At 72.2% G+C, this 26,116-nt stretch carries 19 protein-coding genes; 12 read left to right on the top strand and 7 right to left on the bottom strand.

The window, feature by feature from the left end:
• Positions 1 to 92: 92 nt before the first annotated feature.
• Positions 93 to 3,992: a CHAT domain-containing protein gene (locus QF034_RS31525; protein ID WP_307178091.1), complete on the bottom strand. Its 3,900-nt coding sequence runs from the start codon at positions 3,990 to 3,992 to the stop codon at positions 93 to 95.
• Positions 3,993 to 4,093: 101 nt separating this feature from the next.
• Between QF034_RS31525 and QF034_RS31520 the strand changes: the two genes are divergently transcribed.
• The 9 genes from QF034_RS31520 to QF034_RS31480 all read left to right on the top strand — a co-directional run bounded on the left by QF034_RS31520 (position 4,094) and on the right by QF034_RS31480 (position 15,045).
• Positions 4,094 to 4,387, top strand: a complete 294-nt coding sequence (locus QF034_RS31520; protein WP_307178090.1) for a CATRA system-associated protein — start codon at positions 4,094 to 4,096, stop codon at positions 4,385 to 4,387.
• Positions 4,377 to 5,915 (top strand): CATRA conflict system CASPASE/TPR repeat-associated protein, encoded by a 1,539-nt coding sequence (locus QF034_RS31515; protein WP_307178089.1) that lies wholly within the window; start codon positions 4,377 to 4,379, stop codon positions 5,913 to 5,915. The genes QF034_RS31520 and QF034_RS31515 overlap by 11 nt, the downstream gene beginning before the upstream one ends.
• A gap of 123 nt (positions 5,916 to 6,038) precedes the next feature.
• Entirely contained in the window at positions 6,039 to 6,584 is a 546-nt protein-coding gene (locus QF034_RS31510) for a hypothetical protein (protein ID WP_307178088.1), read from the top strand.
• A 230-nt stretch (positions 6,585 to 6,814) separates the two neighbouring features.
• Positions 6,815 to 10,438: a nitrate reductase subunit alpha gene (locus tag QF034_RS31505; protein ID WP_307180017.1), complete on the top strand. Its 3,624-nt coding sequence runs from the start codon at positions 6,815 to 6,817 to the stop codon at positions 10,436 to 10,438.
• Positions 10,438 to 12,036, top strand: a complete 1,599-nt coding sequence (narH, locus tag QF034_RS31500) for a nitrate reductase subunit beta (RefSeq protein WP_307178087.1) — start codon at positions 10,438 to 10,440, stop codon at positions 12,034 to 12,036. Before QF034_RS31505 ends, narH begins: the two co-directional genes overlap by 1 nt.
• A complete protein-coding gene (narJ, locus tag QF034_RS31495; protein ID WP_307178086.1) occupies positions 12,033 to 12,656 on the top strand; it encodes a nitrate reductase molybdenum cofactor assembly chaperone in 624 nt (207 codons plus the stop codon). Before narH ends, narJ begins: the two co-directional genes overlap by 4 nt.
• The gene (gene narI, locus QF034_RS31490) at positions 12,653 to 13,396 is read left to right on the top strand and encodes a respiratory nitrate reductase subunit gamma (protein ID WP_307178085.1); all 744 of its coding nucleotides are present in this window, start codon (positions 12,653 to 12,655) and stop codon (positions 13,394 to 13,396) included. The genes narJ and narI overlap by 4 nt, the downstream gene beginning before the upstream one ends.
• Positions 13,393 to 14,406 (top strand): tellurite resistance/C4-dicarboxylate transporter family protein, encoded by a 1,014-nt coding sequence (locus QF034_RS31485; protein ID WP_307178084.1) that lies wholly within the window; start codon positions 13,393 to 13,395, stop codon positions 14,404 to 14,406. Before narI ends, QF034_RS31485 begins: the two co-directional genes overlap by 4 nt.
• Before the next feature lie 108 nt (positions 14,407 to 14,514).
• Positions 14,515 to 15,045 carry a DUF488 domain-containing protein gene (locus QF034_RS31480; protein WP_307178083.1) on the top strand — a complete coding sequence of 177 codons (531 nt, stop codon included), beginning with the start codon at positions 14,515 to 14,517 and terminating at the stop codon, positions 15,043 to 15,045.
• A gap of 14 nt (positions 15,046 to 15,059) precedes the next feature.
• Here the strand turns inward: QF034_RS31480 and QF034_RS31475 are convergent, their stop codons facing one another.
• Positions 15,060 to 15,689, bottom strand: coding sequence for a hypothetical protein (locus QF034_RS31475; protein ID WP_307178082.1), 630 nt, complete (start codon positions 15,687 to 15,689; stop codon positions 15,060 to 15,062).
• Positions 15,690 to 15,977: 288 nt separating this feature from the next.
• Here QF034_RS31475 and QF034_RS31470 point away from each other — a divergent pair, with 288 nt between their 5' ends.
• The 3 genes from QF034_RS31470 to QF034_RS31460 all read left to right on the top strand — a co-directional run bounded on the left by QF034_RS31470 (position 15,978) and on the right by QF034_RS31460 (position 19,500).
• A complete protein-coding gene (locus QF034_RS31470) occupies positions 15,978 to 17,963 on the top strand; it encodes a serine/threonine-protein kinase (RefSeq protein WP_307178080.1) in 1,986 nt (661 codons plus the stop codon).
• Positions 17,964 to 18,123: 160 nt separating this feature from the next.
• Positions 18,124 to 18,942, top strand: coding sequence for an FHA domain-containing protein (locus tag QF034_RS31465; protein WP_307178079.1), 819 nt, complete (start codon positions 18,124 to 18,126; stop codon positions 18,940 to 18,942).
• Between the two features lie 162 nt (positions 18,943 to 19,104).
• Positions 19,105 to 19,500: a hypothetical protein gene (locus QF034_RS31460; protein WP_307178078.1), complete on the top strand. Its 396-nt coding sequence runs from the start codon at positions 19,105 to 19,107 to the stop codon at positions 19,498 to 19,500.
• On the opposite strand, the gene QF034_RS31455 is transcribed toward QF034_RS31460, so the two are convergent.
• Genes QF034_RS31455 through QF034_RS31435 form a run of 5 tightly spaced genes read right to left on the bottom strand, consistent with a single transcriptional unit; the run spans position 19,497 to position 25,814 of the window.
• Positions 19,497 to 20,399 carry a tetratricopeptide repeat protein gene (locus QF034_RS31455; protein WP_307180016.1) on the bottom strand — a complete coding sequence of 301 codons (903 nt, stop codon included), beginning with the start codon at positions 20,397 to 20,399 and terminating at the stop codon, positions 19,497 to 19,499. The two genes, QF034_RS31460 and QF034_RS31455, sit on opposite strands and share 4 nt — an antisense overlap.
• A 5-nt stretch (positions 20,400 to 20,404) precedes the next feature.
• Positions 20,405 to 22,909, bottom strand: coding sequence for an Hsp70 family protein (locus tag QF034_RS31450; RefSeq protein WP_307178077.1), 2,505 nt, complete (start codon positions 22,907 to 22,909; stop codon positions 20,405 to 20,407).
• A gap of 21 nt (positions 22,910 to 22,930) precedes the next feature.
• Positions 22,931 to 23,461 (bottom strand): hypothetical protein, encoded by a 531-nt coding sequence (locus QF034_RS31445; RefSeq protein WP_307178076.1) that lies wholly within the window; start codon positions 23,459 to 23,461, stop codon positions 22,931 to 22,933.
• Positions 23,458 to 24,729 (bottom strand): hypothetical protein, encoded by a 1,272-nt coding sequence (locus QF034_RS31440; RefSeq protein WP_307178075.1) that lies wholly within the window; start codon positions 24,727 to 24,729, stop codon positions 23,458 to 23,460. The genes QF034_RS31445 and QF034_RS31440 overlap by 4 nt, the downstream gene beginning before the upstream one ends.
• The gene (locus tag QF034_RS31435; RefSeq protein ID WP_307178074.1) at positions 24,726 to 25,814 is read right to left on the bottom strand and encodes a serine/threonine-protein kinase; all 1,089 of its coding nucleotides are present in this window, start codon (positions 25,812 to 25,814) and stop codon (positions 24,726 to 24,728) included. Before QF034_RS31435 ends, QF034_RS31440 begins: the two co-directional genes overlap by 4 nt.
• Positions 25,815 to 26,116: the final 302 nt, after the last annotated feature.

The raw sequence follows: 26,116 nt of genomic DNA, 5'->3' as shown, positions 1-26,116 counted from the left end.
TGAAAGATCCCTCGAAGGCACAAGGGCAAGAGGAGGGTCGCTTTCACAGTGCCCTTGCTGTGCGGGGTGCCCGGAACGAGCCCGCCTTTTGGTCACGGCCCAAGGTGCACGTACGCCGCCCACACCTCCACGGCTTCCGGGCGCTCGCTGCGACGCTCCCGCACCGCTGCGTACAGGGCGTGTGCCGCGTCGCGGGCTGTCGGGACACGAGCCGCTCGCCCGCGGGCTCCGGATCTTTCCAGCAGCTTCTCGTAGAAGCTCGTGGTGACGTGCCGGGCCCTGAGGCTGTTCAGCTGCCACTGTGCGGCGACGACGTGCCGGAAGCCGGCGAGCTGAAGCGCCCCGGCAAGACTGACAGGCTCGTCGGAGTGTGCCCGTGGGGCCAGGTGGGTCTGGCAGGCCGAGAGGAACGCGAGCTCGGCCTTGTCGAGCCGGAGACCGGTGATATCCCGGATGCGCAGGGAGTTGCTCGTGGCGTGGTCCCACAGATAGAGGAGCCCGTCGGGTTCCTCGGGGTTCTGTTCACCGTGGCCCGCGAAGTGGAACCATCCTCCGGCCCTGAGCCGCCGTAGGACGGTCTCCCGGAGCGCGTCCTCGTCGCGCAAGGGCTCTGCCGTCGGAAACAGTCGCGCGACGGCGTCGATCTCCACAGCGACGTGGTGCAGCTCGGCCAGGTCCGTCCGGGGCGGAGTCCTGCCGACGCCGACGAGCAGCATGGGGGGCTTCGCGCCGGACGCTGCCCGATCGGCCTCACGGGCGGCCTTGAGGGCACGCAGCGTCGGGGTGTGACTCGAGACGAACCGATCGGTGAGGCTGTCGCCGGCCATGCTGTTCGGGTCGAACGGGTCCTTGATCCGGGTAGCGGCATGGACCGGAAGGTGGTTGAACACGCCGGTGGGGCACCACCAGATCCGGGGCGGAAGCGTGTTCTCGTGCTCCACCGGGCTGGAGGGGAGAACCCTCAGCACCGGCTCCGCGACCGTCTTCCACAGCCAGTCCAACAGGTCGGTCAGGTACGGGCGGAGCTCGGCGTGCTGCCCTTCGTACGCGTCTTCCCCTTCCTCGAACGGGTGCACGAGCCGTGACAGGGCCTGGGCGCGCAGCACTGCCTTGCCGTGCCGGAACCCGGGCAGCGGAACGACCGTGAGGGCACCGTCGTGCAGGACCAGTGCGTCCGAGCGGAAGGGGCTGGCGTTGAGGACGATGACGGGGCCGTCCTGCGCGGCGGAGAGGAGGTCGCGGTACGGCAGAGGCTTGAGGAAGTCGGCCAGACCCGGGAGTTGCCGCACCTGCTGGACAAGATGGTCCCAGTGGTGCTGACGCTGCCTCCGGTACGTTCCCACATGCTCGGGTTCGCCGCTCCGGACTGTGTTCTGGTCGTTGCGGAGCAGCTCCAGCTCGGTCGCCAGCCGCGGGTCCTGGCGACGTACGGCCTCCAGGTCGGCGCGCATGTCCAGGGCATGGGAGAGCAGTTGACCGCGGCCGTGTTCGAGGATCTCCAGCGCCCTTTCGGGGGCATTCGCGTGCAGGGCGATGGCGGCCGCGTCGGAGACCATCTGGGAGGTGTCGCTCAGGGCATGCAGTCGGTCGTCAAAGGCGAGGCCGCCCCAGGCCAGCCGCGGCAGAACGGCGATGGCGGCGGTGCAGGCGTCGAGGGCCCCCGTCCAGTCGCCCCGCCCGGCCAGGAGTTCGGCGCCCTTGACAGCCGCGTTCCATCGGGTCGTCGGAGTCGCCGACGGATGCCGGGCAGCCCGCAGGCACAGGCTCGCGGCCTCTGTCACTTCCTCGGCCGACGGTGCCTCGACGCTGACGAGCGTGGTGGCGAGGAGCAGCGCGGACAGTGCCCACGACGGGTTGTCCGCGTCCAGCGAGTTCACGGTCCGCCGGTGGACGGCCAGCGCCTCCTCCCTGCCCCGCCGATCACCGGTGAGCTGACCGAGGGCTTTCAGGGCTTCACCGTACTGGTTTTCGATGGCCGGACGGGTGGTGTACCCGGGCGGCAGCGAGCGCAGGGCCTGTTGCAGCGCCTCCACCGCACGCTCCAGGTCTCGGCGGCCGCGCTCCACGTCGTTCTGCTCGGCGTGGTGGACACCGCGGCTTACCAGGCAGCCGCCCAGATCGGACAGCAGCAGGGGGTGGTCCGGTGCGCCGGCGGGAGCCTCCTCAAGTGCGGCTCCGACCACTTCCAGTGCCTCGTCGAGCCGAGCGGGATCCTCGTCGAGCAGCCACCAGGAGTGCAGGGCCGCGGCCAAGTTGCGGCGAGCGAGTCTGCCGAGGACGTCGTTCGCCGTTGTGGTGGCCACCGCCGCCTTCAGGTGCCCGACGCCGTGCCGGAGCTGCTCGCGGTCATGCGTGGCCTCGGCGGCCTGCCGCAGGATCGTCCCGAGGTTGTGGTGCAGGACGGGCTTGTCCTGCGGAAGGAGGCTCTCGCTGTCGAGGGCGTCGCGCAGCAGCCGCTCCGCGGCGCGGTAGTCCTCGGGGCGGCCCGGGAGGGCGAGAACCAGCGCGTGGTTGGAGAGGCGTTGCGCCCACTGGGGCGCGGTTCCCGGAAACTGCGCGAGGGCGACGCCCTGGCCCGTGTGCTCCCATGCCCGCTCGTAGTCCCGCCGGTCGCCGGAGCGTTCGTACCGCAGTCGTAGCAGGTCGCCGAGCACGGTGTGCGCAACCGGGAGCTGTTGCGGGGCTTCGCGTGGTGGGCAGAGGCGTACGGCCTGTTCCGCGTGGCCGATTCCCGTCGACAGCTGCTCCGGGTCCCCGGTGGCCCGGTAGAAGTCTCCGTTGAGCAGGGCGAGCCGGTTGTGAATGAGCCAGGCGTGATCAGTGCCGCTCAGCTCGGCGAGAGCCCGCTCGTACAGCACGGCCGTCTCCCGCATGTATGCGATGCCGGCCTCGGACGGGAACTGGTAGCGGACGTCGGCCAGCAGACGCACGTGCGCCGCGTGATCTGCCGAACCGGGCGTGATCGCGGCCAGGGATTCGACGGCGAGGCGGTGGGCCAGGGCGATGTCTGCGGGCGCGAGTTGCTCGTGCTGGGAGGTCAGCAGGAGCAGCGTGGCCAGACGCCACTGCACGTCGGCGCGCCATTGCGCCTCGCCGGGGTCGGCGAGGCGCAGGGCGGCCGCGCAGTCGAGGCGGGCGCCTTGGGCGTCCTGCCGCTGTCCCAGGAGCCGGTAGCGGGTGAAGAGAAGACGACCGCGCAGCTCGAACAGCGCTGGATCGCCCTGCCGTTCACCGAACGCACCGATGCCGCAGGAGCACAGGGCGACCGCCTCCTGGCAGAGCTGGTGGTCATGAGTGCTCTCGTAGCGTTCCAGCAGGAAGCGGACGCGTCGCAGGAGCAGGACGGACCAGGTCTCGACCCCCGGGCCCGCGGTCGGGACCAGGGAACCGCCGAAGGTCTGCCGGGCTTGCCCCAGCCAGGAGGCGCCAGCCGTCTCGTCCCCTCGTAGCACGGCGAGCTGGGCTGCGGAAAGGCACACCACCGCGCGCTGGTCAGGCGCCCACGGCTGCCCGTGCGACGCGTCCAGCATCGGTGCCAGCGACCGGTGACAGTCCTCGGCGAGCCGGGCGTCGGACAGGTCCCTGGTCGCGCCGAAGCGCAGGATGTGCAGGAGCATCAGCATCCAGCGGCGGCCGGTCCAGTTCTCGGCGTCGGCCGGCGGCGTGCGGGCCGCGGACGCCGCCATGAGGTCGATCGACTGGTGCAGGGCGTCCAGGAAGCCTGTCGCGATCCAGTAGAAGCCCTGGCAGGCACCGAGTTGCTCTTCCAGGGCGGCTCGTTGCGGGTGGTCGGGCGTGGTGTTCTTCAGGGCGGTCCGGTAGAAGGAGACGGCGCTCTGGAGGGCCTGCACATCGCCGGGGTTGTCGTACCAGTGCTGAAGGTCCTGAACGGCGTACCGGCCCATGTCGGCGGCGACGAGGTTCGAATCCTTGACGAACAGCATCCGTCCCAGGAGCCGTCCGAAACCGTTCAGGCCGTTCGCGCGGCTCATCCGCCCCCCATCGCCATCCCGTCTGATCCCTTAATCTGGGTACAGCGGTCGGAGAGTAGCAAGGGGGCGGTGTGCGGGCCGAGTTGAGTGGTCTTCGTCCGATGGCCGAGGAGATCCTTGAGGCTGCGGTCCGCAGTCGGCTCTCTTCGGAGGGCTGGGAGCAGGTAGAGGGCTTCCTGGCCGCCATGTCCGACGCTTTGGACCGGGGCGACACCGACGGGTTCCGCCGGGCGCTCTTCCGTCTCGAGGACACCGTGACGGTGACGCGCGCGCCCAGGAAGCTGACGGGCGCAGAGCCCTCGGAGCGGATCCTCGAGCGGAAGGCGCTGATCCAGGACCGGCTGGGTGGGGACGAGCGCGAGAGGGAGCGCACCGAGGACCAGGATGAGCAGTGAACCGCGCCTTGCGCGTGAGGCACTGCAGATGCACTACTTCTTCGCGTCCCAGCGGTTCGGCGACTCGGAAGAACGCCTGCTGGATCTCCTCTGGGACACGTGTGCGCGGGCCGGTATGGACACGGCCCTCCAGGCCGACGGTGAGCTGTCCCTTCCCGCCGAACTGAGGGGCGGGGTCGGATTCCTCCCCCTGCGACAACGGACCGACACGACCGGGACGAGACAGGCGATGCTCTACCGGCTGCACGACGTGGTCGGCCTCACCGTCATGCTGGCGGCGGACGAGGGGCCTGGCCGCACCGCCGAGGAGAGCGCACAGGTGCTGCGCGCGCTCGAACGCACCTGGGAAGAGGCCCGTGCCCGAGCGGCGTCAGTGAGGAGCGATGCCGACACCGACGCGTCGCTCCTCGGATCGGTCCACATTCACCGGTCGCTCAGCGTTCCCGACGGCGCCTCGCGCCCGGACCCCGCGCTCGTGGGGGCAGGGCTGCGTCGGGAGCTGGTGCCGCAGTCCCGGCTCTCGCGCCCGGTGGAGACGGACACGGGGCTGACGCTGTGGGAGATCACCCGATCGGGGGAGATGCTTTCCGCCCGCCGCGATCTCCTCATCACCACCCTGGCGACCGACCAGCAGGAAGGCCTGCTGGACGACTGGAGCTGGTACTCCGAACACGGGGGACTCGTGCCGCTGACGCGCTATCTCATCGGCGCCGCCCTCATCCGCGAGAAGTATCGGCTACGCCTCGACAGCGACGCCGCCTTGAGTGAACGCCTCGACCGGTTGAGGCGGACCGGCGAGGATCTGACCAGGCAGTGGAGGGAACTGACGGCAAGTACGGCGGCGCGGACCACCACCGGCCGCCGGGTCCTCGCGCGTTGGGAGTGCATCGCGGAGCAGGCCCAGCAGGCCCTTGAAGAGGAACGGCTGGCGAGCGCGACCAACCTTGACCTGCGCGGCATGACCCGGTCCTTGGAGGTCGCCTCAGCCGGCCTGCGCGTGCTGGGGGCGAACGCGGATGGCCGGCCGAGAGTCCTCGACAACGACGAGGAACTGCGCCTACGACTGGCCGCGGTGCTCGACGACGACGTGACGTACCTGGGCATCGCCCGGGAGCAGGTGGCCGAGGCGGCCCGGGTCGCCACGGAGTCCGCCGCGCAGCGGCTGCAGAGTCACCAGCAGTACCTGTCCCTGGTCCAGACGACGGTCATCGGTTCTGTTCTGCTGGCGCTGACCGCCATCCAGGCCCTGGCGTACAAGCTCCCCGTGCCGGTCCGTCTCCACGCTCCCCTGATCGCCCTGCTCGGCTCGTCGGGGCTCGTCCTTCCGCTGCTGGTCGTACGCCGCTGGCGGGGCGGGACGGGCGGACGGATCGGTGACGTCCTGGAGATGGGGTCCCTGGCGGTGACCGGGGCGGCTGCGGGCTGGCTGGTGGGCAGGTCCCTCGGCCACACCACACCGAGCGTGCTGACCGGCATGGTCCTCCTGGCTGTTCTGGGCAGCCGGCTGACGCGGAAGTCGTCGCCCTGACGGCACCCCGGGCCGCAGGGACCCGGCCACCCACCCATTCGACCGATCGAGAACGGGCGCATCATGACCCCACCACCTCCACAGCCGCCTGCCCCGCAAGGGTCGTCGTGGTGGCGCAAAGCAGTGGCCCTGCTGGTTCCCGCTGTCGTCTCCGGCGTGGTGGGGGCGTGGGCAGGGGGCTGGTTCGACGACGACCGTGATCGCCCCTCCGACGTCGCCGAACGGCCGAACGTCGAGACGCCCGTGAGCGGCCGGCCGGGGGCGGTCACCGGCTCGGCCTCCCTGCCGACCGACCCCGATACCCACTGCGCCACCCGAGTGCAGGCAGTGGGGCCCGTGGAGTGGACCCCGTGCGCACGCGTCACCGAGGACTCGGTCCAGTTCGGAGTCATGGCGCGCAATGCCGGTGGAAGCCAGGTACTGCGGCTACGTCTCGGATATGTGCGCACCCAGCAATTCGCGCCGTGCGGAGCCGCGGACAGCGACGTCACCGCGACGGTGGAAGCCGGGAAGACCATGTGGCTGACGACCAAGGGGTGCTCCGTGGCGCGCGTCCACGCCGCGGTGCAGGCTCAGGTCGAGGTGGCGGCGAGCGAAGGCTCCTTCTCCGAGGCGTCGCGCTCGCCGACCTTGCACATCCAGCCGGACGGCTCGGTGAAGACCTCGTAGCCGACAGATTCCCCCACAGAGATTCCGAACATTCGTTTTTCGCCTGCGTGACCGAATTCGTAAAGCCCTTTTGCAAAAGGGAGGGAAAACAAATTCTAGGTACATTCAACTGGCTAAAAAGAGATCGGTGTACCGGCCCTTGAAGGCGCAACCTGAGTCTCGTCAGCAGACGGGTGCGCGCTTGAGGGGAGTCCCAGGCCGTGGGACGTGCCAGGACAAGGTTGGAAGAGATCGCTTCGGACGCGGCCGAACGGCTGTTCGCGGCAGGGCAGTTGCTCCAGCGGTCGCCGACCACGCCGGAGAGGCGGGCGGTCTTCCGCACGGATCAGCGGGTCAATGACCAGCCGTACCGGGAACGGTGGGCGCACGACAAGGTGGTGCGCTCCACCCACGGAGTGAACTGCACGGGTTCGTGTTCATGGCAGGTGTACGTCAAGGACGGCCTGATCACCTGGGAGACCCAGGCGACCGATTACCCCTCGGCCGGCCCGGACCGCCCCGACTACGAACCGCGGGGCTGCCCGCGCGGCGCCTCGTTCTCCTGGTACACGTACTCGCCCACACGGGTGCGCTACCCGCACGCACGCGGTGTGCTGGTGGAGATGTTCCGCGAGGCCAAGCGCCGTGCGGACGGAGATCCGGTCGCGGCCTGGGCGGAGATCACCGGCGATCCGGACAAGCGGCGCCGCTACCAGTCCGCACGCGGCAAGGGCGGCCTGGTGCGCATCGGCTGGGACGAGGCGCTGGAGATCGCCGCCGCCGCACACGTGCACACGCTGCGGGAGTACGGTCCGGACCGGATCGCCGGCTTCTCCCCGATCCCGGCGATGTCGATGGCCTCGCACGCGGTCGGTGCCCGCTTCCACGCGTTGATCGGCGCGCCGATGCTGTCGTTCTACGACTGGTACGCGGATCTGCCGATCGCCTCGCCCCAGGTGTTCGGCGACCAGACCGACGTGCCCGAGTCGGGTGACTGGTGGGACGCGGCGTATCTGATGCTGTGGGGCTCCAACGTCCCGGTCACCCGTACCCCGGACGCGCACTGGATGGCCGAGGCCCGCTACCGCGGCCAGAAGGTCGTGGTGGTCTCCCCGGACTACGCGGATGCCACGAAGTTCGCCGACGAGTGGCTGCACCCCCACCCGGGCACCGACGGGGCGCTCGCCATGGCCATGGGGCACGTCATCCTGCGCGAGTGCTTCGTCGAGCGGCAGGTGCCGTACTTCACCGACTACGTCAAGCGGTTCACCGACCTGCCGTTCCTCGTCGCCCTGGACGAGCGGGGGACGCACACGCACACACCCGGGGCGTTCGTGACGGCCCGGGACCTGGATCTGGCCAGGGACGCCGAGGCGGCGGCGCGGCGCTGGATGCCGGTGCTCTACGACACGGTGTCCGACCGGCCGGTCGTTCCGAACGGCACCCTGGGCGACCGCTGGGGCAAGTCGAGCGAGGGCCGCTGGAACCTGGATCTCGGCGACACCGAGCCGCTGCTGAGCTTCCACGGCCGCCCCGGCGCGGTGCCGGCCGACGTCGAGCTGCCCCGCTTCGACGAGCACGGAGCGACGGTACGGCGTACGGTTCCGGCGCTGCGGCTGGACGACCGCCTGGTCACGACCGTCTTCGACCTGATGCTGGCCCAGTACGGCGTGGGCCGCGACGGCCGGCCCGTGCCGTACGAGGACGCGGCAACGCCCGGCACCCCCGCCTGGCAGGAGGCGATCACCTCGGTGCCCGCGAAGGCGGTGGTGCGGGCCGCGCGGGAGTTCGCGCGGACCGCGGAGCAGACGAAGGGCCGCTGCATGATCGTGATGGGGGCCGGCACCAACCACTGGTTCCACTCCGACACGATCTACCGGTCCTTCCTGTCGCTGCTGCTGCTCACCGGCTGCCAGGGCGTCAACGGCGGCGGCTGGGCGCACTACGTGGGCCAGGAGAAGGTGCGGCCGTACGCGGGCTGGCAGCAGGTGGCCACGGCTTCCGACTGGGTGCGCCCCTCGCGCCAGATGGCGGGCACGCCGTACTGGTATCTGCACACGGACCAGTGGCGCTACGAGAGGTTCACCGCCGACGCGCTGACCTCGCCGACCGCACCCGGTGCCCTCACCGGCCTGCACACGGCCGACCTCGTGGCGCGGTCCGCCCGGCAGGGGTGGATGCCGTCCTGTCCCACCTTCGGCGCCAATCCCCTGGAGCTCGGGCGCCGCGTCCATGAGGAGGGCGTCGACCCGGCGCAGTGGGTGGCCCGCGAGCGGGACGCCGGCCGGCTCTCCTACGCCTGTGAGGACCCCGACGACCCGGTCAACTGGCCGCGGGTGCTCACCGTGTGGCGGGCCAACCTGATCGGTTCCTCGGCCAAGGGCAACGAGTTCTTCCTGCGGCACCTGCTGGGCGCGTCCGACAACGCCACCGCCGAACAGGCCCCGCCCGGGTGCAGGCCCCGGGACGTGACCTGGCGGGACGAGGCCCCGCGCGGCAAGCTCGACCTGCTGCTGGCGCTGGACTTCCGCATGACGTCCACGACGCTCTTCGCCGACCTGGTGCTGCCCGCGGCCACGTGGTACGAGAAGCACGACCTGTCCAGCACGGACATGCACCCCTACGTGCACGCCTTCTCCCCGGCGATCAGCCCTCCGTGGCAGGCGCGCACGGACTTCGAGATCTTCCACGGCCTCGCCGCCGAGGTCAGCCGGCTGGCCGCGGGACGCCTGGACGTGGCCCACGACCTGGTAGCCACCGCCCTGCAGCACGACACCCCCGGAGAGGCCCCGCCCGACGGGCCCACCGGCCCTCAGTTCACCGTCGTCGAACGGGACTACACCGCGATCGGCGACAAAATCGCCGCACTGGGCCCGCTCGCCGAGGAACAGGGCATGACGGTGAAGGGCGTGACCGTTCAGCCCGTGCAGGAAGCCGGCTGGCTCGCCGCGCGGTGCGGTACGGCGGACCGCGGCCCGGCGCTCGGACGGCCCCTGCTCGACACGGACGTCAAGCTGTGCGAGGCGATCCTGGCCCTGTCGGGCACGACCAACGGCAGGCTGGCCGCCGAGGGTTTCGAGCGGCTCGCCGAGCGCTGCGGCGCCGACACCGGCCTCGCCGAGCTGGCGTCGTCGGTGGCCGAGCGGCGCGTGGTGTTCTCCGACACGCAGGCCCGTCCGGTGCAGGTCGGGGCGAGCTTCGAGTGGTCGGGGAAGGAGGCCCCGGACCGCCGCTATTCACCGTTCACGATCAACACCGAGCATTTCAAGCCCTGGCACACGCTCACCGGACGCCAGCACTTCTACCTCGACCATCCGTGGATCGCCGAGTACGGCGAACAACTCCCGGTCTACCGGCCACCACTGGACCTGGACGTCCTCGGTGAGCACCCGCGCGTCACCGGCGGCGGCGAAGGGCGTTCGGTGACCGTGCGCTATCTGACCCCCCACTCGAAATGGTCGATCCACTCCGAGTACCAGGAGAACCTGCTGATGCAGACCCTGGCCCGCGGCGGCCCGGTCATCTGGATCGGTGTGGAGGACGCGGCCGCGATCGGCGTGGCCGACAACGACTGGATCGAGGCGGTCAACCGCAACGGCGTCGTCGTGGCCCGCGCGGTCGTCTCCCACCGCATGCCGCCCGGCACCGTGTTCATGTACCACGTCCAGGAACGCCTCGTGAACGTCCCCAAGTCCGAGGCCACCGGCCGGCGCGGCGGCGTCCACAACGCCCTCACCCGGCTCCTGATCAAGCCGACCCATCTCATCGGCGGCCACGCGCAGTTGTCCTTCGCCCCCAACTACTACGGCCCCACCGGCAACCAGCGCGACGCCGTCACCGTCATCCGCCGCCGCTCCCAGGAGGTCGACTACTGATGAGGATCATGGCCCAAGTGGCGATGGTGATGAACCTCGACAAGTGCATCGGCTGCCACACCTGCTCGGTCACCTGCAAGCAGACCTGGACCAACCGGTCGGGCACCGAGTACGTGTGGTTCAACAACGTCGAGACGCGCCCCGGCCAGGGCTATCCCCGAGGCTACGAGGACCAGGAGAGGTGGCAGGGCGGCTGGCGGCTCACACGCGGCCGCCTGGTGCCGCGCAGCGGCGGCCGGGCCCGGCGCCTGGCCCGTCTGTTCGCCAACCCCGACCTGCCCTCGCTCGACGACTACTACGAGCCGTGGACCTACGACTACGACAACCTGATCAGCGCGCCGCTCGGCGACGACGTCCCCACCGCCCCGCCCCGCTCCCTGATCGACGGCACGCCCACCCGCGTGACCTGGGGCCCCAACTGGGACGACGACCTGGGCGGCGGACCCGAGCACATCGCGGGCGACCCGGTCCTGAAACAGATGAACGAGCGGGTGCGGCTGGAGTACGAGCAGGCGTTCATGTTCTACCTCCCGCGCATCTGCGAGCACTGCCTCAACCCCTCGTGCGTCGCGGTGTGTCCCTCCGGGGCGCTCTACAAGCGGATCGAGGACGGCATCGTCCTCGTCGACCAGGACCGCTGCCGCGGCTGGCGCATGTGCGTGACCGGATGCCCGTACAAGAAGGTGTACTTCAACCACGCCACCGGCAAGGCCGAGAAGTGCACGCTGTGCTACCCGCGCATCGAGGCCGGGCAGCCCACCGTCTGCTCCGAGACCTGCGTGGGCCGCCTGCGCTACCTAGGCGTCATCCTCTACGACGCCGACAAGGTGGGCGAGGCCGCCGCCACCGCCGATGAACAGGACCTTTACGAGGCGCAGTTGCGGTGCTTCCTCGACCCCGGCGACCCCGCGGTGCGGCAGGCCGCCGAGGACGCCGGCATCCCGCACGACTGGGTCACCGCGGCCCGGCGCTCACCCGTCCACGCCCTCATCAGCCGTTACAAGGTCGCGCTGCCCCTGCATCCCGAGTACCGCACGATGCCCATGGTCTGGTACGTCCCGCCCCTGTCGCCGGTCGTGGAGTCCCTCACCGCCACCGGTCACGACGGGGAGGATCCCGCGAAACTGTTCGCGGCGATCGACTCCCTGCGCATCCCCCTGGAATACCTCGCCGGGCTCTTCACCGCGGGCGACGTGGCCCCCGTGGAGGCGGCGCTGTGCCGGCTCGCCGCGATGCGCTCCCACATGCGACGCGTCAACCTCGGCGAGGGGCAGGACCCGGCCATCGCCGGCGCCGTCGGCATGGACACCGAGGACATCGAGGCCATGTACCGGCTGCTCGCCCTCGCCAAGTACGACGAGCGCTACGTGATCCCCACCAGCTACACCGCCGGCACTCCCCAGGACGAGCTGGGCGGCTGCGGTCTCGACGGCCCCGGCGGCCCGGGCATGTACGCCCCGGACACCTTTCACGCCACGCCGGCCCCCGAGCCGGAGCGCGCGCAGGCGTCGCTGCGCGGCCGCGTCAACCTTCTGAACTGGAACGGGCGCGGGCGTCCCGACGGCCTCTTCCCGCGCGGCGAGGGGAGGCGGGCGTGAGCACGGCACTGATCCACCAGGCGGCCTCGCTGCTCCTGCTCCACCCCGACCGGGACTGGACCCGCCGTCTGCAGCTGGTCACCGATGCCCTGGGCGGCGTGCCCCGCGCGCAGGCCGAGCCGCTGGCCCGGTTCTGCGCGGCCGTCACGGGCGTATCCGCCCTGGAGCTGTCGGCCCGCTACGTGACGACGTTCGACCGCAGCCGGCGGCGCACCCTGCACCTGACCTACTACACGGACGGTGACACCCGCCGCCGCGGTCAGTCCCTGCTGAACTGGCGCGAGCTGTACCGCGCGCACGGCTGGCAGCCGCCCGCCGACGAACTGCCCGACTTCCTGCCGCTCGCCCTGGAGTTCGCCGCCCGCTGCCCCGAACCCGGCCGCAGGGCCCTGCGGGATCACCGCGCGGCTCTGGAACTCCTTCGCCTCGCGCTGCAGGAGCACCGCAGCCCCTACGCCGACGTCCTGGAAGCGGTCTGTGGCACCCTGCCCGGCCCTTCCCCCGCCGATCGCGCCGCCGCCCTGCGCCTGGCCCGTTCCGGGCCGCCCACCGAGTCCGTCGGCCTGCCGCCCTTCCCCGGGCGCCCGACGATCCCGCACGTGGAGGAGATCTCCCGGTGACCCGTCTGCACATCGCCCTGTGGGGCGTACTGCCCTATCTCGTTCTCACCGTCCTGGTCGCCGGCACCGCCTGGCGCTACCGCTACGACCGGTTCGGCTTCACCACCCGCTCCAGTCAGCTGCACGAACACCGCCTGCTGAGCATCGGCGGCCCGCTGTTCCACTACGGGCTGCTGTTCGTGGCGGCCGGGCACGTCATCGGCCTGCTCGTACCCGAGTCGTTCACCGAACGCGTCCACGTGCACGAGTGGCTGTACCACGCCAACGCCCTGATCGTCGGCGGCACCGCGGGCCTCGCCACCCTCGCCGGCCTGGCGATCCTGCTCCACCGGCGGCTGCGCGTGCCCGCCGTCCGGGCCGCGACCAGCCGCAGCGACCGCGCCGTCTACCCGGTCCTGGTCTGCGTCCTGCTGGCGGGGCTCACCGCCACGGCCACCACCCTCCAACCGCACCCCTACGACTACCGGCTCGGCGTCTCGCTGTGGTTCCGCTCCCTGTTCACCCTCGACCCGAACGTGCCCGCAATGGCCCACGCACCGCTCGCTTACCAGGTCCACGCCCTGCTCGCCATGACCCTGTTCGCGCTGTGGCCCTTCAGCCGCCTCGTCCACGCCTTCACCGCACCCCTCGGCTACCTGGCCCGCCCCTATGTCGTCTACCGCTCCCGCGGCACGCGACGCGCCCCGACCGCGCATCGGCCGGGTCAGCAGCCGGCACCGCCCGCCGCCGCACGCCGGTGACGCGGCCGGCGCTCCTCGACCGGTGCCGACGGCTTCCCCCGGCCTGCTTCGCGCCCGTGATGGCCACGGGCGCCGTCTCCCGTGCCCTGGCGCAGTCCGGCGCCCGTACGCCGTCCGCCCTGCTGCTCGGCCTCGCGGTGGCCGCCTACGTGACCCTCCTGGCCGCCATCGTCCTCAAGGCCCTCCGCCACCGGGACGCCCTCAGGGCGGAACTGCGCGACCCCGCCCGTCTCTTCGGCCATTTCACGTTCGTCGCCGCCAGCGGGGTCCTCGCCACCCGCCTCGCCCACGGCCTCACACGAGGCGCCGCCTACGCCCTGCTCTCCGTCGCGGCCGTCGTGTGGACGGCCTTGGCCACCGCGGCCGTCGCCCTCGCGCGCTCGGCCGGACGCACCATGCTGCGGTACGCCGACGGCACCTGGTTCCTGGCCACCGTCGGCCTGCAGGCCCTCGTCCTCACCGTCGTCGGCCTCCACCCCGGTCGTGCCGTCATCACGGCCACACTCGCGCTCTGGGCGACCGCGGTCCTCATGTACGCGGTCACCCTCGCCTCGGTCGTCCTTCGGCTGCTGCGCGATCCGCCCGAGGCGACGCACCTGGCGCCCCCCTACTGGATCACCATGGGTGCCGCCGCCATCAGCACCCTCGCGGGCGCCCAACTGGCCACATCTGAAGGGCTCTTACCTCGCCCGGTCCGAGTCCCCCTCGACACCGCGGTCACCGTCCTGTGGGCCTGGGCCACGGTGCTGATCGTCCCGCTGCTGGCCGCAGGCGTGTGGCGCCACCTGTACCACCGCGTTCCCCTCCCCCACGACCTCACCCTCTGGTGCATCGTCTTCCCTCTGGGCATGTACACCACAGCCACCGCCCAACTCGCCACCGACCGAGGAACGACCGCCCTGACGGCCATGGAGCGCCCGCTCGTGTGCATCGCCGCGGTGGCGTGGCTGGCCGTCGGCGCGCGTGTCCTCACAGCTCCTGACGGGCGGGCTCGGCCTCGGTCTTCTTGACGTAACCGTCGCTGCGGGAGTGGCGTTTTTCGCGCCGCGCGACCATACCGTCACGGGATGCCCGCCGGGGGCACGTGTGGATCCGTGAGAACCGGGAAGTCCGGCGCTGTGGACGTGCCTCTGCTGACCTTCGGGCACAGCACCGCCGACCGGGACCGGATCGCCGATCTGCTGCGTCACGCCGGCGTGACGGCCGTCGTGGACGTGCGGACCGCTCCCGGCAGCCGCCGCGACCCCGATCTGTCGCGGCGGCGGCTCGCCGAGTGGATGCCGGGCCGCGGCATCGCCTACCGGTGGGAACCCGCCCTCGGCGGGTTCCGCACCCCTCCCGTGGACAGCCCGGACATCGTCTGGCGCAACGCCTCCTTCCGCGGCTACGCCGCCCACACCCGCGCCCCCGAGTTCGTCACCGCGATGGACCGGGTGCTGCGGGAAGCCGCGGACGTCCGCACCGCCGTGATGTGCAGCGAGGCGGTCTGGTGGCGCTGCCACCGCCGGCTGATCGCCGACTTCGCGGTACTCGCCCGCGGCGTCCCGGTCCACCACCTCATGCACGACGGGCGCCTCAGCGCCCATGCGCCGACGCCCGGCGCACGACTGCGCGACGACGGGCTTCTCGTGTACGACGGTCGCGACTGAGCCCGTCAGTACCGTCAGTACAGCTTGTTGACCGCCGTGACGGTGGTGGCCTTGAAGTCGGACACCTGGGCGTGCTGGAAGGTGCCCATCTGGCCCCACCGGACGACCGTCACGGTCGTGCCGTCGCGGCCGACCGAGAACAGGTTGATGTCGGAGGAACCCCACGCCGATGCGGTGTGGAGGCCGTAGACATGGGCGCCCTCCTCGACGTCCAGCCGGCCGTAGTTCTTCTGCGTCGCCGTGATGTCGGGGTCCTGCTGCATCAGCTTCTTCGCGCAGCCGGCGAGGTCCTTGCGCAGCAGCGCCGCGAAGTCCTTGGCCCGCTGTTCACTGCGCTCCACGACCGTGATCTGCTGCGCGTTGGTGTCGTACTCGGTCCAGTACGAGCGGTGGGAGGCGATGGACGGCAGGGCATCGCCCACGCAGGCCGGCAGCGGGTCCGGCTGACCGGCGGTGACCGGACCGGCGTACCAGGGCGAGGTCGGGTGCGGCGGCAGTTCGGCCGGCTCCAGGAACCGGGGTGTGCCGGAAGCCGGTGCGGTGGCGGCAGCGGCCGGGAGGGCTGCCGCGGTGACACCGGCCACGGCCGACAGCGCGGCCAGCGCCGCCACGGTGGTACGGATGCCTCGGTTACGGACCTGCATGTTTCCCCCATGGGTCTTCGTGTGAATGCGCGGGCTTCAGCCCTTGCACCCACTACGACCCGTCACCCCCCTCATACGTTGCCCTGCCCACCTGCTACAGGATCGTTCCGAATGTCACCGGCCCGCCACAGGCAGTCGGGGACGTGGCCCGGGAGGGAGTCGCGCGTGCGTGCGGCTGATGGAGGCTCTGGGGATACTGTGAGTAACGTCCCCTGTACGCAGTAGATTCGCTCTACGCGCGCATGGGTGGCGGCGCGCGGTCTGGGCCGATGCGAGGGGGAGAACGACGTGCGTCCCGGAGACGAGTTCGCCGGCCGCTATGTCCTCAAGGAGGTCATCGGCGCAGGGCGCGGCGGCGACGTGTGGCTGGCCCACGACACGGTGGTGGGCCAGGACGTCGCGCTGAAGCCGGAGCGGGTCGAGGGCGACCGCGACACCGCGGTGCGGCGGCTGCTGGGCGAGCCGCGCGCCCTGGCCAAGTTCCGCGATCACCCCCATGTCGTGACGCTGTTCGACGTCGTCACGGTGCTGTCGGAGGGAGACACGGGCGGGGACACCGGCGGGGGCGGCGAGACGTACTGGTTCGTCATGGAGTACGTGCCCGGCGGCGGCCTCGACCGGCAGCCGCCCATGAGCCCCGGGCGCGTGGCGCGGATCGGTGCCCAGCTCGCCGACGCGCTCGCCGCGTTGCACGAGGCGGGCATCGTCCACTGCGACGTCAAGCCCGCCAACGTCGGCCTCACCCGGCGCGGGGCCGCGAAGCTGATGGACTTCGGTGCCGCCTATCGGGCCGGCGGCAGCGAGACCATCACGGCCAACGGGCCGTACAGCTTCACCCCGGACTACGCCGCCCCCGAGCTGGCCCGGGGAAACGTCCCCCGGCCGGCCTCCGACGTGTTCTGCCTGGCCGCCACCCTCCACGCCCTGGTCACCGGTTCCCCGCCGCGCGGCGGCGAGCCCTCGGCGGACGGTGACGGGGCGGGGGCCGCCGGGGAGGACCAGGACCGTCTGACGTACTGGAAGGCCGAGCAGGGCGTCGTCGAGATGGACGCCGATGCGCTGGGCCCCCTCCACCCCGTGCTCGGCGCCATGCTGCGGCGCGACCCGCGGCAGCGCCCGGATGCGGCCGAGGCCGGGCGGCTGCTGGCGGCCGTGGCGGAACACCGGGCGCCGGACCCGGACGGCGCGCCCGCCCCGCCCGGCGGCGGGCGCCCGCGGCGGCGGCGCCGGGCCCTCATCGCGGCGGCCCTCGGCGTCGGCGCCGCGATCGTCCTGAGTCTCGTCGCCCTTCCCGGGGACGGCGACAAGGCGGGCGACGGCGGGAACGGCACCCGTGGGTCCGCCGGGAGACAGCTGCCGAAGGACCCCTCGAACGGCGGGACGCGGGCCCTGATCGGTGATCCGCGCACCGCCGACGTGTGCGCCCTGGCCGACGCCGACGCGCTCGACCGGTTCGGGGAGAGCGAAGTCGACGTCGACTACGGCAACTTCGACCGCTGCGACGTGCTCGTCCACCCGGACGACAAATCCCGTATCGACGTGTCGGTCCAGTTGCGCCGGGGCTCGCCGCCCGAGGCGTCGGACCCCGTCAGGACCATCGGGGGCATCGCCGTACGGGAGGCGCCGCCGAAGGAGGGCGAGTGCGGGCTGCTGCTGTCCCGGGACGACGCGGCCGGCGGCAGCGACAGCCCCCGCAGCACCGGCGGTGACATGTTCGTAGGGGTCCGTGTCGACGTGGGGCACGGCACGGTGGCGGGCGCTGCCGCGGCGCTGTGCGCGGTCGCCGACACCGCCGCCCGCAGCGCGGCCGAGGTCCTGAACCGCGGCCCGCTCCCCCGCCGTTCCTCGCCCTACCCGGCCGCCTCGCTGGCCTGGAGGAGCGCCTGCGCTCTGCTCGACGCCGAGGCGCTGTCCGTCGTCCCCGGCATCAGGTCAGACGTGCCGGAGGCCGGTGTCGCGGACTGGGACTGCGAGTGGTTCAGCGACGTCGACGACCTGGAGGCGGAGATCGCCTTCTTCCGCGACGAACCCAAGTCCGCGCGGGACGGCCGCATCGTCCGGCTCAGCGGCTACGACGCCGTCGTCGAACCGGAGGGCAACGGCGAGGGCACCTGCACGGTGTTCGTCCCGTACCGCGAGTACGGGGGCCGGGACGCCGAGACGGCCGTCGAGATGCTGCGGCTGCACGTCGGCGGGCAGCGGCCCAGCGGCGAACTGTGCCATCTGGCCACGGAGCTCGCCGCCCCCGCGGCCGCGAAGCTGCGAACGCCCTGAGTCCCGAAGCCACGGGGAGGGGTCCCGAGCGGGTCGGGCCACGCTGACAGGTACGTCCGGCGGGGCCCGCCCGCGCCGGGGCCGCATCGTGCCGATTCCGTACGAGTCGCAGGACGAGTCGCAGGACAAGTTGCACGCCCACGCACCGAGGAGACCAGCGATGACCTTCTCCGCCAGCCTCGCACGCGGTGTCGCGCCCACCGCGCCCGGAACCCTGCACGCGCGCACGGTCACCGGCGACCTGTGTGCCCCGCCGCGTCCGGGACTGACCGTCCGGTTCGGGCGGGGCGAGCGGCCGGACGTGGACCTGGAGGTCGGCGTGGACGACCTGCGGGTGAGCCGCCGGCACGGGGAACTGACGTACCTGCGGGGGCAGTGGTGGCTGCGCAACACCGGGCGGCAGCTGGTGCGGCTGCCGCGCGGCCGGATGATGCACACCACCACCGAGCCGGTCCCCCTCGCCACCGGTTACACCCCGCTGTTCGTGAAGGGCTCCGGCTACCGCGAGCACCTGATCGAGCTGTACGTGGCCGATCACGACGACCGGGGGCCGGTGTCGCGCCGCCGGGCCGCGACGCTACGGCCGGAGACCTGGGCGCTCGACGACGACGAACGGCTGCTGCTGGTCGTCCTCGGCCAGCGGTACCTGCTGTACGAGGAGGACCCGCGCCCCCTGACGTACTCCATGGCCGCCCGGCAGCTGGTCCATCTGCGTCCGGACGGCAACTGGACGGAACGCAGGATCGAGCACCGCATCGAGGTGGTACGCCACCGCCTGCACGGCACCGGCTTCAAGTACCCGCTGGTGCACGACAAGACGGAGGAGCGGCGGCCCTACGACAACACGCTGCTGCACAACCTGCTCAAGGGCCTGGTCGAGTCGACGACACTGGTGCCGCCGGACCTCAACCTGATGGACACCCCCGACGGCCCCGACACCCCCGGCCTGCAGGACGGGTCGCCCGCGGGGCAGCCCTAGCCATGGGCGGTGACGCGCCCGTCGTCCGGGAGCGGCTGCGGGAGCTGAGCGGCCCGGACCTCTACCGCCGCAACGCCTTCCGGGTGACCGGGGCGAGCACCTGCGCGGCCCGCCGTACGATCGGCCGGCACGCTGGAGGCCACCGCGCCGCTGCTGTACGAGTTGCGCGGCCTGAGCCGGGGCGCCTTCGCCGGGCTCCCCGGCGTCCCGGAGGCCGTTGACCGGCTCAGCGACTCCGCAGCGGTCCTGTTCAACAACTGTGCGATCGCCCTGGCGCCCGGGGACGGTGACCGCGGTCTCCGGCTGCTGGAGCGTGCCGAGGAGTTCTGCACGGCCCGGGAGACACGGGTGCGCATCGGCACCAACCGGCTGCTGCTCGACCGGATGCGGGGCTCGGGGCTGCCGTACGGGACCTCGTACGGCCCGCGTCCGCCGGGCAAGAGCGTGCGGACACACCTGGAGGAGATCTACTACGGGACCTCCCCCATCGCCGCGAAGGTGTGGACGTCGGTGGTGGTGCTGCTGATCATCGGGCTGGTCGTGGTGGTCTCCGGCTAGAGCCCTCTCTCGGGTGCGATCACGAGGGTGACCGTGCGGTTGCGTGCCGGGTCCGGGTAGGGGGCGTCGCGCTGATCCGCGCTGTCCGTGGTGAACGCCGTGAGGGGTTGGCCGCTCGCGGCGCCGAGTTCGCGGGCGGCGACCAGGGCGCGCCACAGCGCGACGACGGAACCGCCGCTGCGCGGGGCGCCGGGGACGGTGGCCGCGTGGCCGTGCACGGTGACGGACAGGTGCCGCCCGGCCAGCCGTTCACCGAGCAGGGCCAGGTGACGGGCTCCCGCCGGGGTGAGCTGGGCGCCTTCGGAGAACAGCCCCTGGGTGAAGACGACTTCGACGGACTCGCCGTGTGCGGTGACGCGCAGACCGGGTGCGCGCAGGTCATCGGCGAGCGCGGCGGCCCGACGGGCGTCGGCCTGGTCCTCGTCCTGCCCGCCACCCGCCCTGGCGCTCGCACCGGGGCTCTGCCGGCCGCCCGCCGCCCGGTCGGTGCCGGCCCGGGCCGGGCGTGGACCGTCCAGGGCGGTGAGCACGCCGGCCACGACGGCGGTCACGCACGCCGCCGCGACCAGGGCCGTACGGGCGCGGTGCCGGCCGAGCGCCGCCACCGGCCCCGTGCGGCCGAGCCGGGTGAGTCCCGCTCCGGCCGCCGGGTCGTCCGGGTGCCGGGCCAGGACCCGTCGCCAGCACTCCGCCGCCTCGGCCGTCTCCCCGCGCTGTGCGTGCACCCGCGCCCGCAGGTCGAGCACGTCCCGATGGCCGCCGAGTTCGGTGGCCTCGGCCTCCCGCAACAGACGTAGGGCGCCCTCCAGTTCGCCCGCCCGGGCGAGTCCCCGGGCCCGCGACACGAGCAGGACGACGTCGGGCGCGGCGGAGCCCTCCGCGCCGGCCTGGTCGCTCATGTGGCTCACCGGCTCTCCTGCACCCCGCCGATCCGCCGCTCCTCCGAGACCCCCGGAGGCAGCAGGCGGCGCAGGCGCTGGTTGACGGCGGACAGGGCCGTGCGGTCGCCCGCGGCGACGGCTCGGCGGCCGTCGGCGATCGCGGCGTCCGCCTGCGCGCGGGAGGTCATTTCGTCGCGGAGTTCGACGAGGGAGTGGAAGACGAGGAAGTCCCACTGGTCGCTGCGGCGCAGGAGGTCGACCTGGAAGTCGCGCACCCGGTCGGCGAGCCGGCGCAGTCCGGCCGGGCTGCCGTCCTCGCCGGCGCTGGTCGCGCGGGTGCGGAGATTCTCCAGTTCGCGGCGTTCGGCCGGCCCGCCGCCGGTCTGTTCGATGAGGTCCTCGCAGTTGTTGAGGAGGTCCCACAGTTCGTGCTGGAGGCCGGGGATGTCGATGGCCTCCTCGACGTCGTCGAGCTGGGCCTCCAGGTCGCGGATGCGCCGGTCGCTCGTCCCGGCCGCCCCCGTGTCGACGGCCGCCGCGTCGACCTCCTTGCGCAGGTGGACGAAGGCCTTCTCGTCGGACAGGCCGTCGAGCCGGGTGAGGGCCTGCTCGGAGTGCACCTCCTCGGCGCGTTCCCGCAGGGCGTGCGTGCGCTGCTCCAGGTCGTGCAGCCGGTCGACCAATTCGTCGTGCGTGGGCGCCACCAGCTGGGAGCGGTCGATGGTCGCCTCGAACTGGGCGTCGGCGACGGGGATGTCGGCGGTGACGGTGACTTCCCGGTTCGTCGCGTTGATCTCGAAGGTCACCTCGACGGGCGTCTGCGCGGGCAGGTCGAAGCGGACGTCCCGGGGCCGGATCTCCAGCAGCCCGACCCGGGTGTTGCGGTCGGCGCGCCGGCGTTCGCCCTCCAGCAGCGGGATGCGGATGACGGCGTCCGGCTGGGAGCGGCGCAGCGGGATGGACGTCTCGAACGTCTTCGTGATCGAGGTCGGCAGGGCGGTGCCCTTGCGCAGCATCGGCGCGAAGGAGCCGTCGGCCTTTCCGATGCCGAGCGTGCTGGTGAGCACGGCGTCGCCGGGCAGCACCTGGGCATGCGTGATCGACAGGGTGTCCGGGGCGAGCCGCTGCCGGGTGCCGGTGCCGTCGGAGAGTTCCACGGTGAACCGGGACCGGGTGCCGGAGTCGATGGTCACCTCGGTGTAGAAGGCGCCGTCGGGGGTGAGGGTGGTCTGCGGTCCCCGGAAGGGCGGGTGGCCATCGGGGTTGGTGAGGGTGACGGTGTAGCGGGTCCAGTCGGGCACGGCCGTGCCGCCCCTGATCCGGCCGGAGACGGGGATGCCGGTGGTCTCCAGCGACTGTGGCTCGTAGTGGAGTTCCACGGTGAACTCGCCCGGCGCCGCCGTGCGAGGCTTGCTCGGCATCCGCACCGTACGGGCGAAGACGGCGGCGCCGCGCGCCACCACGGTGGTCGGGTCCTGGCTGTGGTCGAGCTGGATGCCCAGGCCTTCCACGGGATCGGCCAGGAGGTCGCGCAGCCCCGGGGCGAGGGTCGCCCCGCCGACGAGCAGCAGCCGGTCGATGTGGTCGGGCCGCAGCGAGCTCTCCGCGAGGGCGTCCCGGCAGAGCTTGATCGCGCGGGCGTAGAAGGGCTGGGCGAGGTCGTCGAGGGCGCCGCGGGTGAGGGTGTACTCGAAGAGGGTCGTGCCGCCTTCGCCGTCGGAGAGGTCGAGGACGATGTCGTGGGCGCCGCGCCGGGACAGCTCGATCTTGGCGTCCTCGGCGGCCAGTTTGAGTTTGGCGAAGTCGGCCCGCCAGCGGGGGCTGCGGCGGGCGAAGTCGGGCAGCCCGAGGTCGCGCCGGACGGCGGGGACGAGCAGGTCCTCCACGATGGCCCAGTCGATCAGTTTGCCGCCCAGGCGCGGGTCACCTGCGTGCTGGAGCAGCTGCAGTTCACCGTCGCGCTTGCTCATCACGGCCGCGTCGAAGGTGCCGCCGCCCAGGTCGAACACCATCCAGTGGGTGGACTCCGAGGCGTCCTGCACGCCGTACGCGATGGCGGCGGCCGTCGGTTCCTGGACCAGGGGGCAGTGCTCGCCGAGCCCGGCGAGGGCCGCGGCGGCGGACGTGGCGCTGTTCTGGTGCAGCGCGAAGGAGGCGGGCACGGTGATCACGGCCGCCTCCGGCGGGCTGCCGGTGTCGTGTGCGGCGTCCTGGCGCAGGGACTTGAGCACCTCGGCGGAGAGCTGCTCGGGGGTGAGGGACGCCTGGGCGCGGCCGAACCGCCGGTGGTATCCGGCCACGCCCATCTCCAGCTTGAACTCGGCGTGGGCGTCGTCGGGCTGGGTGTCGGTGCGCTCGCGGGCGCGGCGGCCCACGTGGATCACGTCCGGCTTGGGCATCCACACGGCGGACGGGGTGCAGTCCCAGCCGTCGTTGTTCTTGATGACGCGTACGCCGTCGTCGTCCGCCACCGCGATGGCGCTGTTGGTGGTGCCGAGGTCGATGCCGAAGTCGATGGTCTCGCGCATTGCGGTCGTCTCCTTGGTCGTTCACATGCCGTGGGTGGGGCCGGGCGCGGGCCGGCCGACGACGACCTGCCCCATCTGGATCCGCTCGCCGCGGTAGTAGACGCTGGGCCGGAGGGTCTCCAGCACCACCTCGTGGGTCAGGCCGGGTTCGTCCTGGAAGGCGAGGACTTCGAGGGACTGGCCCGGGTCGAAGGGGGCGCCGTCGTGCTCCTGGATCTCCAGTCCGCCGTCGGCGAGTGCCTGCCGGCCGGCCTGGACGTAGCGGCGCACCTGCCTGAGGTCCGCGGCCGAGAGTTCGCCGGCGCGCTGGTTCAGCTTGCGCTGGGCGCGCCAGAGGCCGGTGGCGGCGGCGAGCAGCGTGCCGGCGTCCGCGCCGGCCGGAGCGGGCTCGTCCGTGGCGGTCCCGACATCAGCGAGTACGTCCGCGACCCAGTCGGCCTGGCCGGTGTCGAGGAACGGCGGGGGGACGCGGAACTCGGGCGGGTGCCGCAACTGGCCGAGGGCGGCGCGCACCCGGCTGCCTCGGCCGGTCCGGCGTGAGGGGATGCTCATTTTCTCCTCCGTACGCTGCGTACGCCGTCGGCGAGGGACACCACGATCTGCACGAGGTAGCCGAGTACGCCGATGCCGCCGAGCCCGATGATGAGCACGGGGACGATGCCGTAGATCCGGATCAGGGCGGAGAGCGAGCCGCCGATGACGGCGAGCACCAGCAGGAACCAGAACCAGGGGAACGGCCGCCCGGCCCGCGCGGGGCGGCGGCCGGTGCCCGTGAGGTGGTCGTAGATGAACTCCCAGTTCTCCTTCAGCCCGTCCGAGTCGCGGTCCGGGCCGATCTCGTACGCCTTCTCCGCGAGCCACAGCATCTCCTCGCGCCGGGAGGCGCTCGGCGGGCGGTGCACGGACACGCCGAGGAGTTCCACCGCGAGGTTGTTCAGCCCGACGGCGACGATGTGGGCGGTCTCGTCGTAGCGCCAGTCGGAGGCGAACGGTCGGAGCGGCGCCATGTCCTCGAAGGCGGGCACCACTTGGTCGCGCAGCAGCAGGAACGCCTCGCGGTAGTGGGCGGCCTCACGCTCCCGCTCCGCCGTCAGCAGGTCGCCGTGGATCTTCTCGTACGCCTCTTCCACCGCGCCCTCGAACAACTCGGAGAACAGGCCTGCGAAGGGCGGGAAACCTGCCCAGGCCGAGCAGACAGGCGTCAGCCGGGTCGCGTCGGCCTGGTCGGCGAAGAGCTGGGGGAAGGGAGAGACGAGCAGTCGCGGCAGCCCGGCCAGGAGGTCGTCGGCCGCGTCCTCGTCGAGCCGGGGGTCGCCGAGCGCCCTGATCCGGTGCCGGACGTGCTGCCGCAGTGCCCCGTCCGCCAGCAGGTGGCCCCAGGCGGACACCGCGCCCTCCCACAGGGACGCCCGCTGCTCGACGGGCAGCGGGGACCGCCCGGTCTCCGCCTCCAGCACCCGGGCGTGCAGCAGCACGGCGGCGTCGTGCCGTTCGTGCACGTCCGGGGCGCAGTCGCAGCCGGAGTCCGGGGTGTCCCACAGCCACAGCAGCTCGTCGACCATGCGCCGGCGCGGGTCCTGGAGGCCCTCGAAGGCGGCCCGCACCTCGTCCTTGCCGTAGCCGCCGGCCGGGGCCAGGTCCGGGGCTCCGGGCCAGCTGTCCTCGACGGCCAGCCGCGCCTCCGCCTTCTGCCGGTGCCGCCGCACGGCCGGTCCGCTCGCGCGGGTGGGCAGGCCGGTCACGGCGAAGACGTTCCTGCGGTACAGCTGTGTGCCCGCCAGTTCCTCGAAACGGTCGAACTCCCGCACCGGCGTGGTCACATGATCACCCCTCGGCGCCAGGTCATGAGCCGTGTCAGATGCCGCTCGCGCAGCAGCGGGTAGCGGCTGATGGTCTCCTCCAGCAGGTCGGCGGCTTCGCCGAGCTTGCCGGGCACCCGGGAGAGCGCGGTGGCCTCCTTCACCAGCGCGTCGGCGGACTCGGCCGGCTCGGGCGGCTCGGCGGCCCCGGGGCCGGGTGCCGGGCGCAGACCGGCCGCGCGGTCGGCGACGGCCCGGGCGGTGGCGGGCCGCTCGGCCGGGTCGATCCGCAGCATGTCGGTGACCAGCCGGTCCAGTTCGGGGCCCACGTCGTCGTTGAAGGCGCGGGGCGGCTGCAACGGCCGGGTGAACCGCTCCAGGGAGAAGGACTGCACCGGGTCCCCGCCGTCGTACGGGAAGTGCCCGGTGAGCAGGAAGTACACGATGGTGCCCAGCGCCCAGACGTCCCCCGGGCACCCGTAGCCCTTGCCGCGCCGCAGCACCTCGGGCGGCATGTAGGCGACGGTGCCCTGGGCGCTGGCCGCCATGGTGCCCGGGTCGGTCTCCTTGGCCAGGCCGAAGTCGCTGACCTTCACGCGCAGTCCGGTCTCGTCGTAGGTGATGAGCACGTTGGCCAGGGACAGGTCGCGGTGGACGATGGGGTGCGGCCGCTCGTGGGCGACGGCGAGTCCCTCGGCGGCCTGCCGGAGCACGGCCGTCACCTCGCCGACCGGCACCACGCCCGAGTGGGACTCCATCAGCCGCTCCAGGCTGCCGCCCGCCACGTACTCCATGGTGATGTAGCCGCGCACGCCCTCGGAGGTCTGCACGGTGCCGGCGTCGAACACCCGGATGATGTTGGGGTGCCCGAGGGTGGACAGGATCCGGGCCTCGTCGAGCATCCGGGACGTCGCCTCCAGCGAGGCCACGTGCTTGAACAGTTTGAGCGCCTGCCAGCCGAGGATGTGGTGCCGCACCCGGTAGACCTCGGCGAAGGCGCCCTCGCCCAGCCGGCGGTCCACGACGAGCGCCGAGTTGATCCGCTGCCCCTGCCGGAGCAGGGCGCTGCCCACGCCCGTCGCCGTGTCCTGCGTGCGGTCGAGCACGTGCTCACGCACCTTCCCCACCGGTGAATCCACCCGCGACGTCGCCGGTCCCCCTACGCCCGCCCGCCGACGCGGCGGCGCGGGACGTCAGGGTAGGGAGCCCCCGCCGGGACCCCTCCCGGACTGCTGGGGAGGGTGCGGGGAACGGCGTCAGGACAGGCTGAAGAAGAACATGGGGGTGTCCCTGCTGTCCGGCCCGACGGCCGTGGAACACGTCGTCCCCCTGCGTGAACGTCCAGAGGCCCTCGGCGAGTTGGCCGGGCATCTCGCGCGGGACGTGGTCCACCACGTCGTACAGATGC

Origin of the sequence: Streptomyces africanus, from assembly GCF_030816955.1 — a bacterium.
Lineage (GTDB): Bacteria > Actinomycetota > Actinomycetes > Streptomycetales > Streptomycetaceae > Streptomyces > Streptomyces africanus.
The sequence above is the reverse complement of the archived record's forward strand: the minus strand, read 5'-3'. Positions and strand labels throughout refer to the sequence as shown.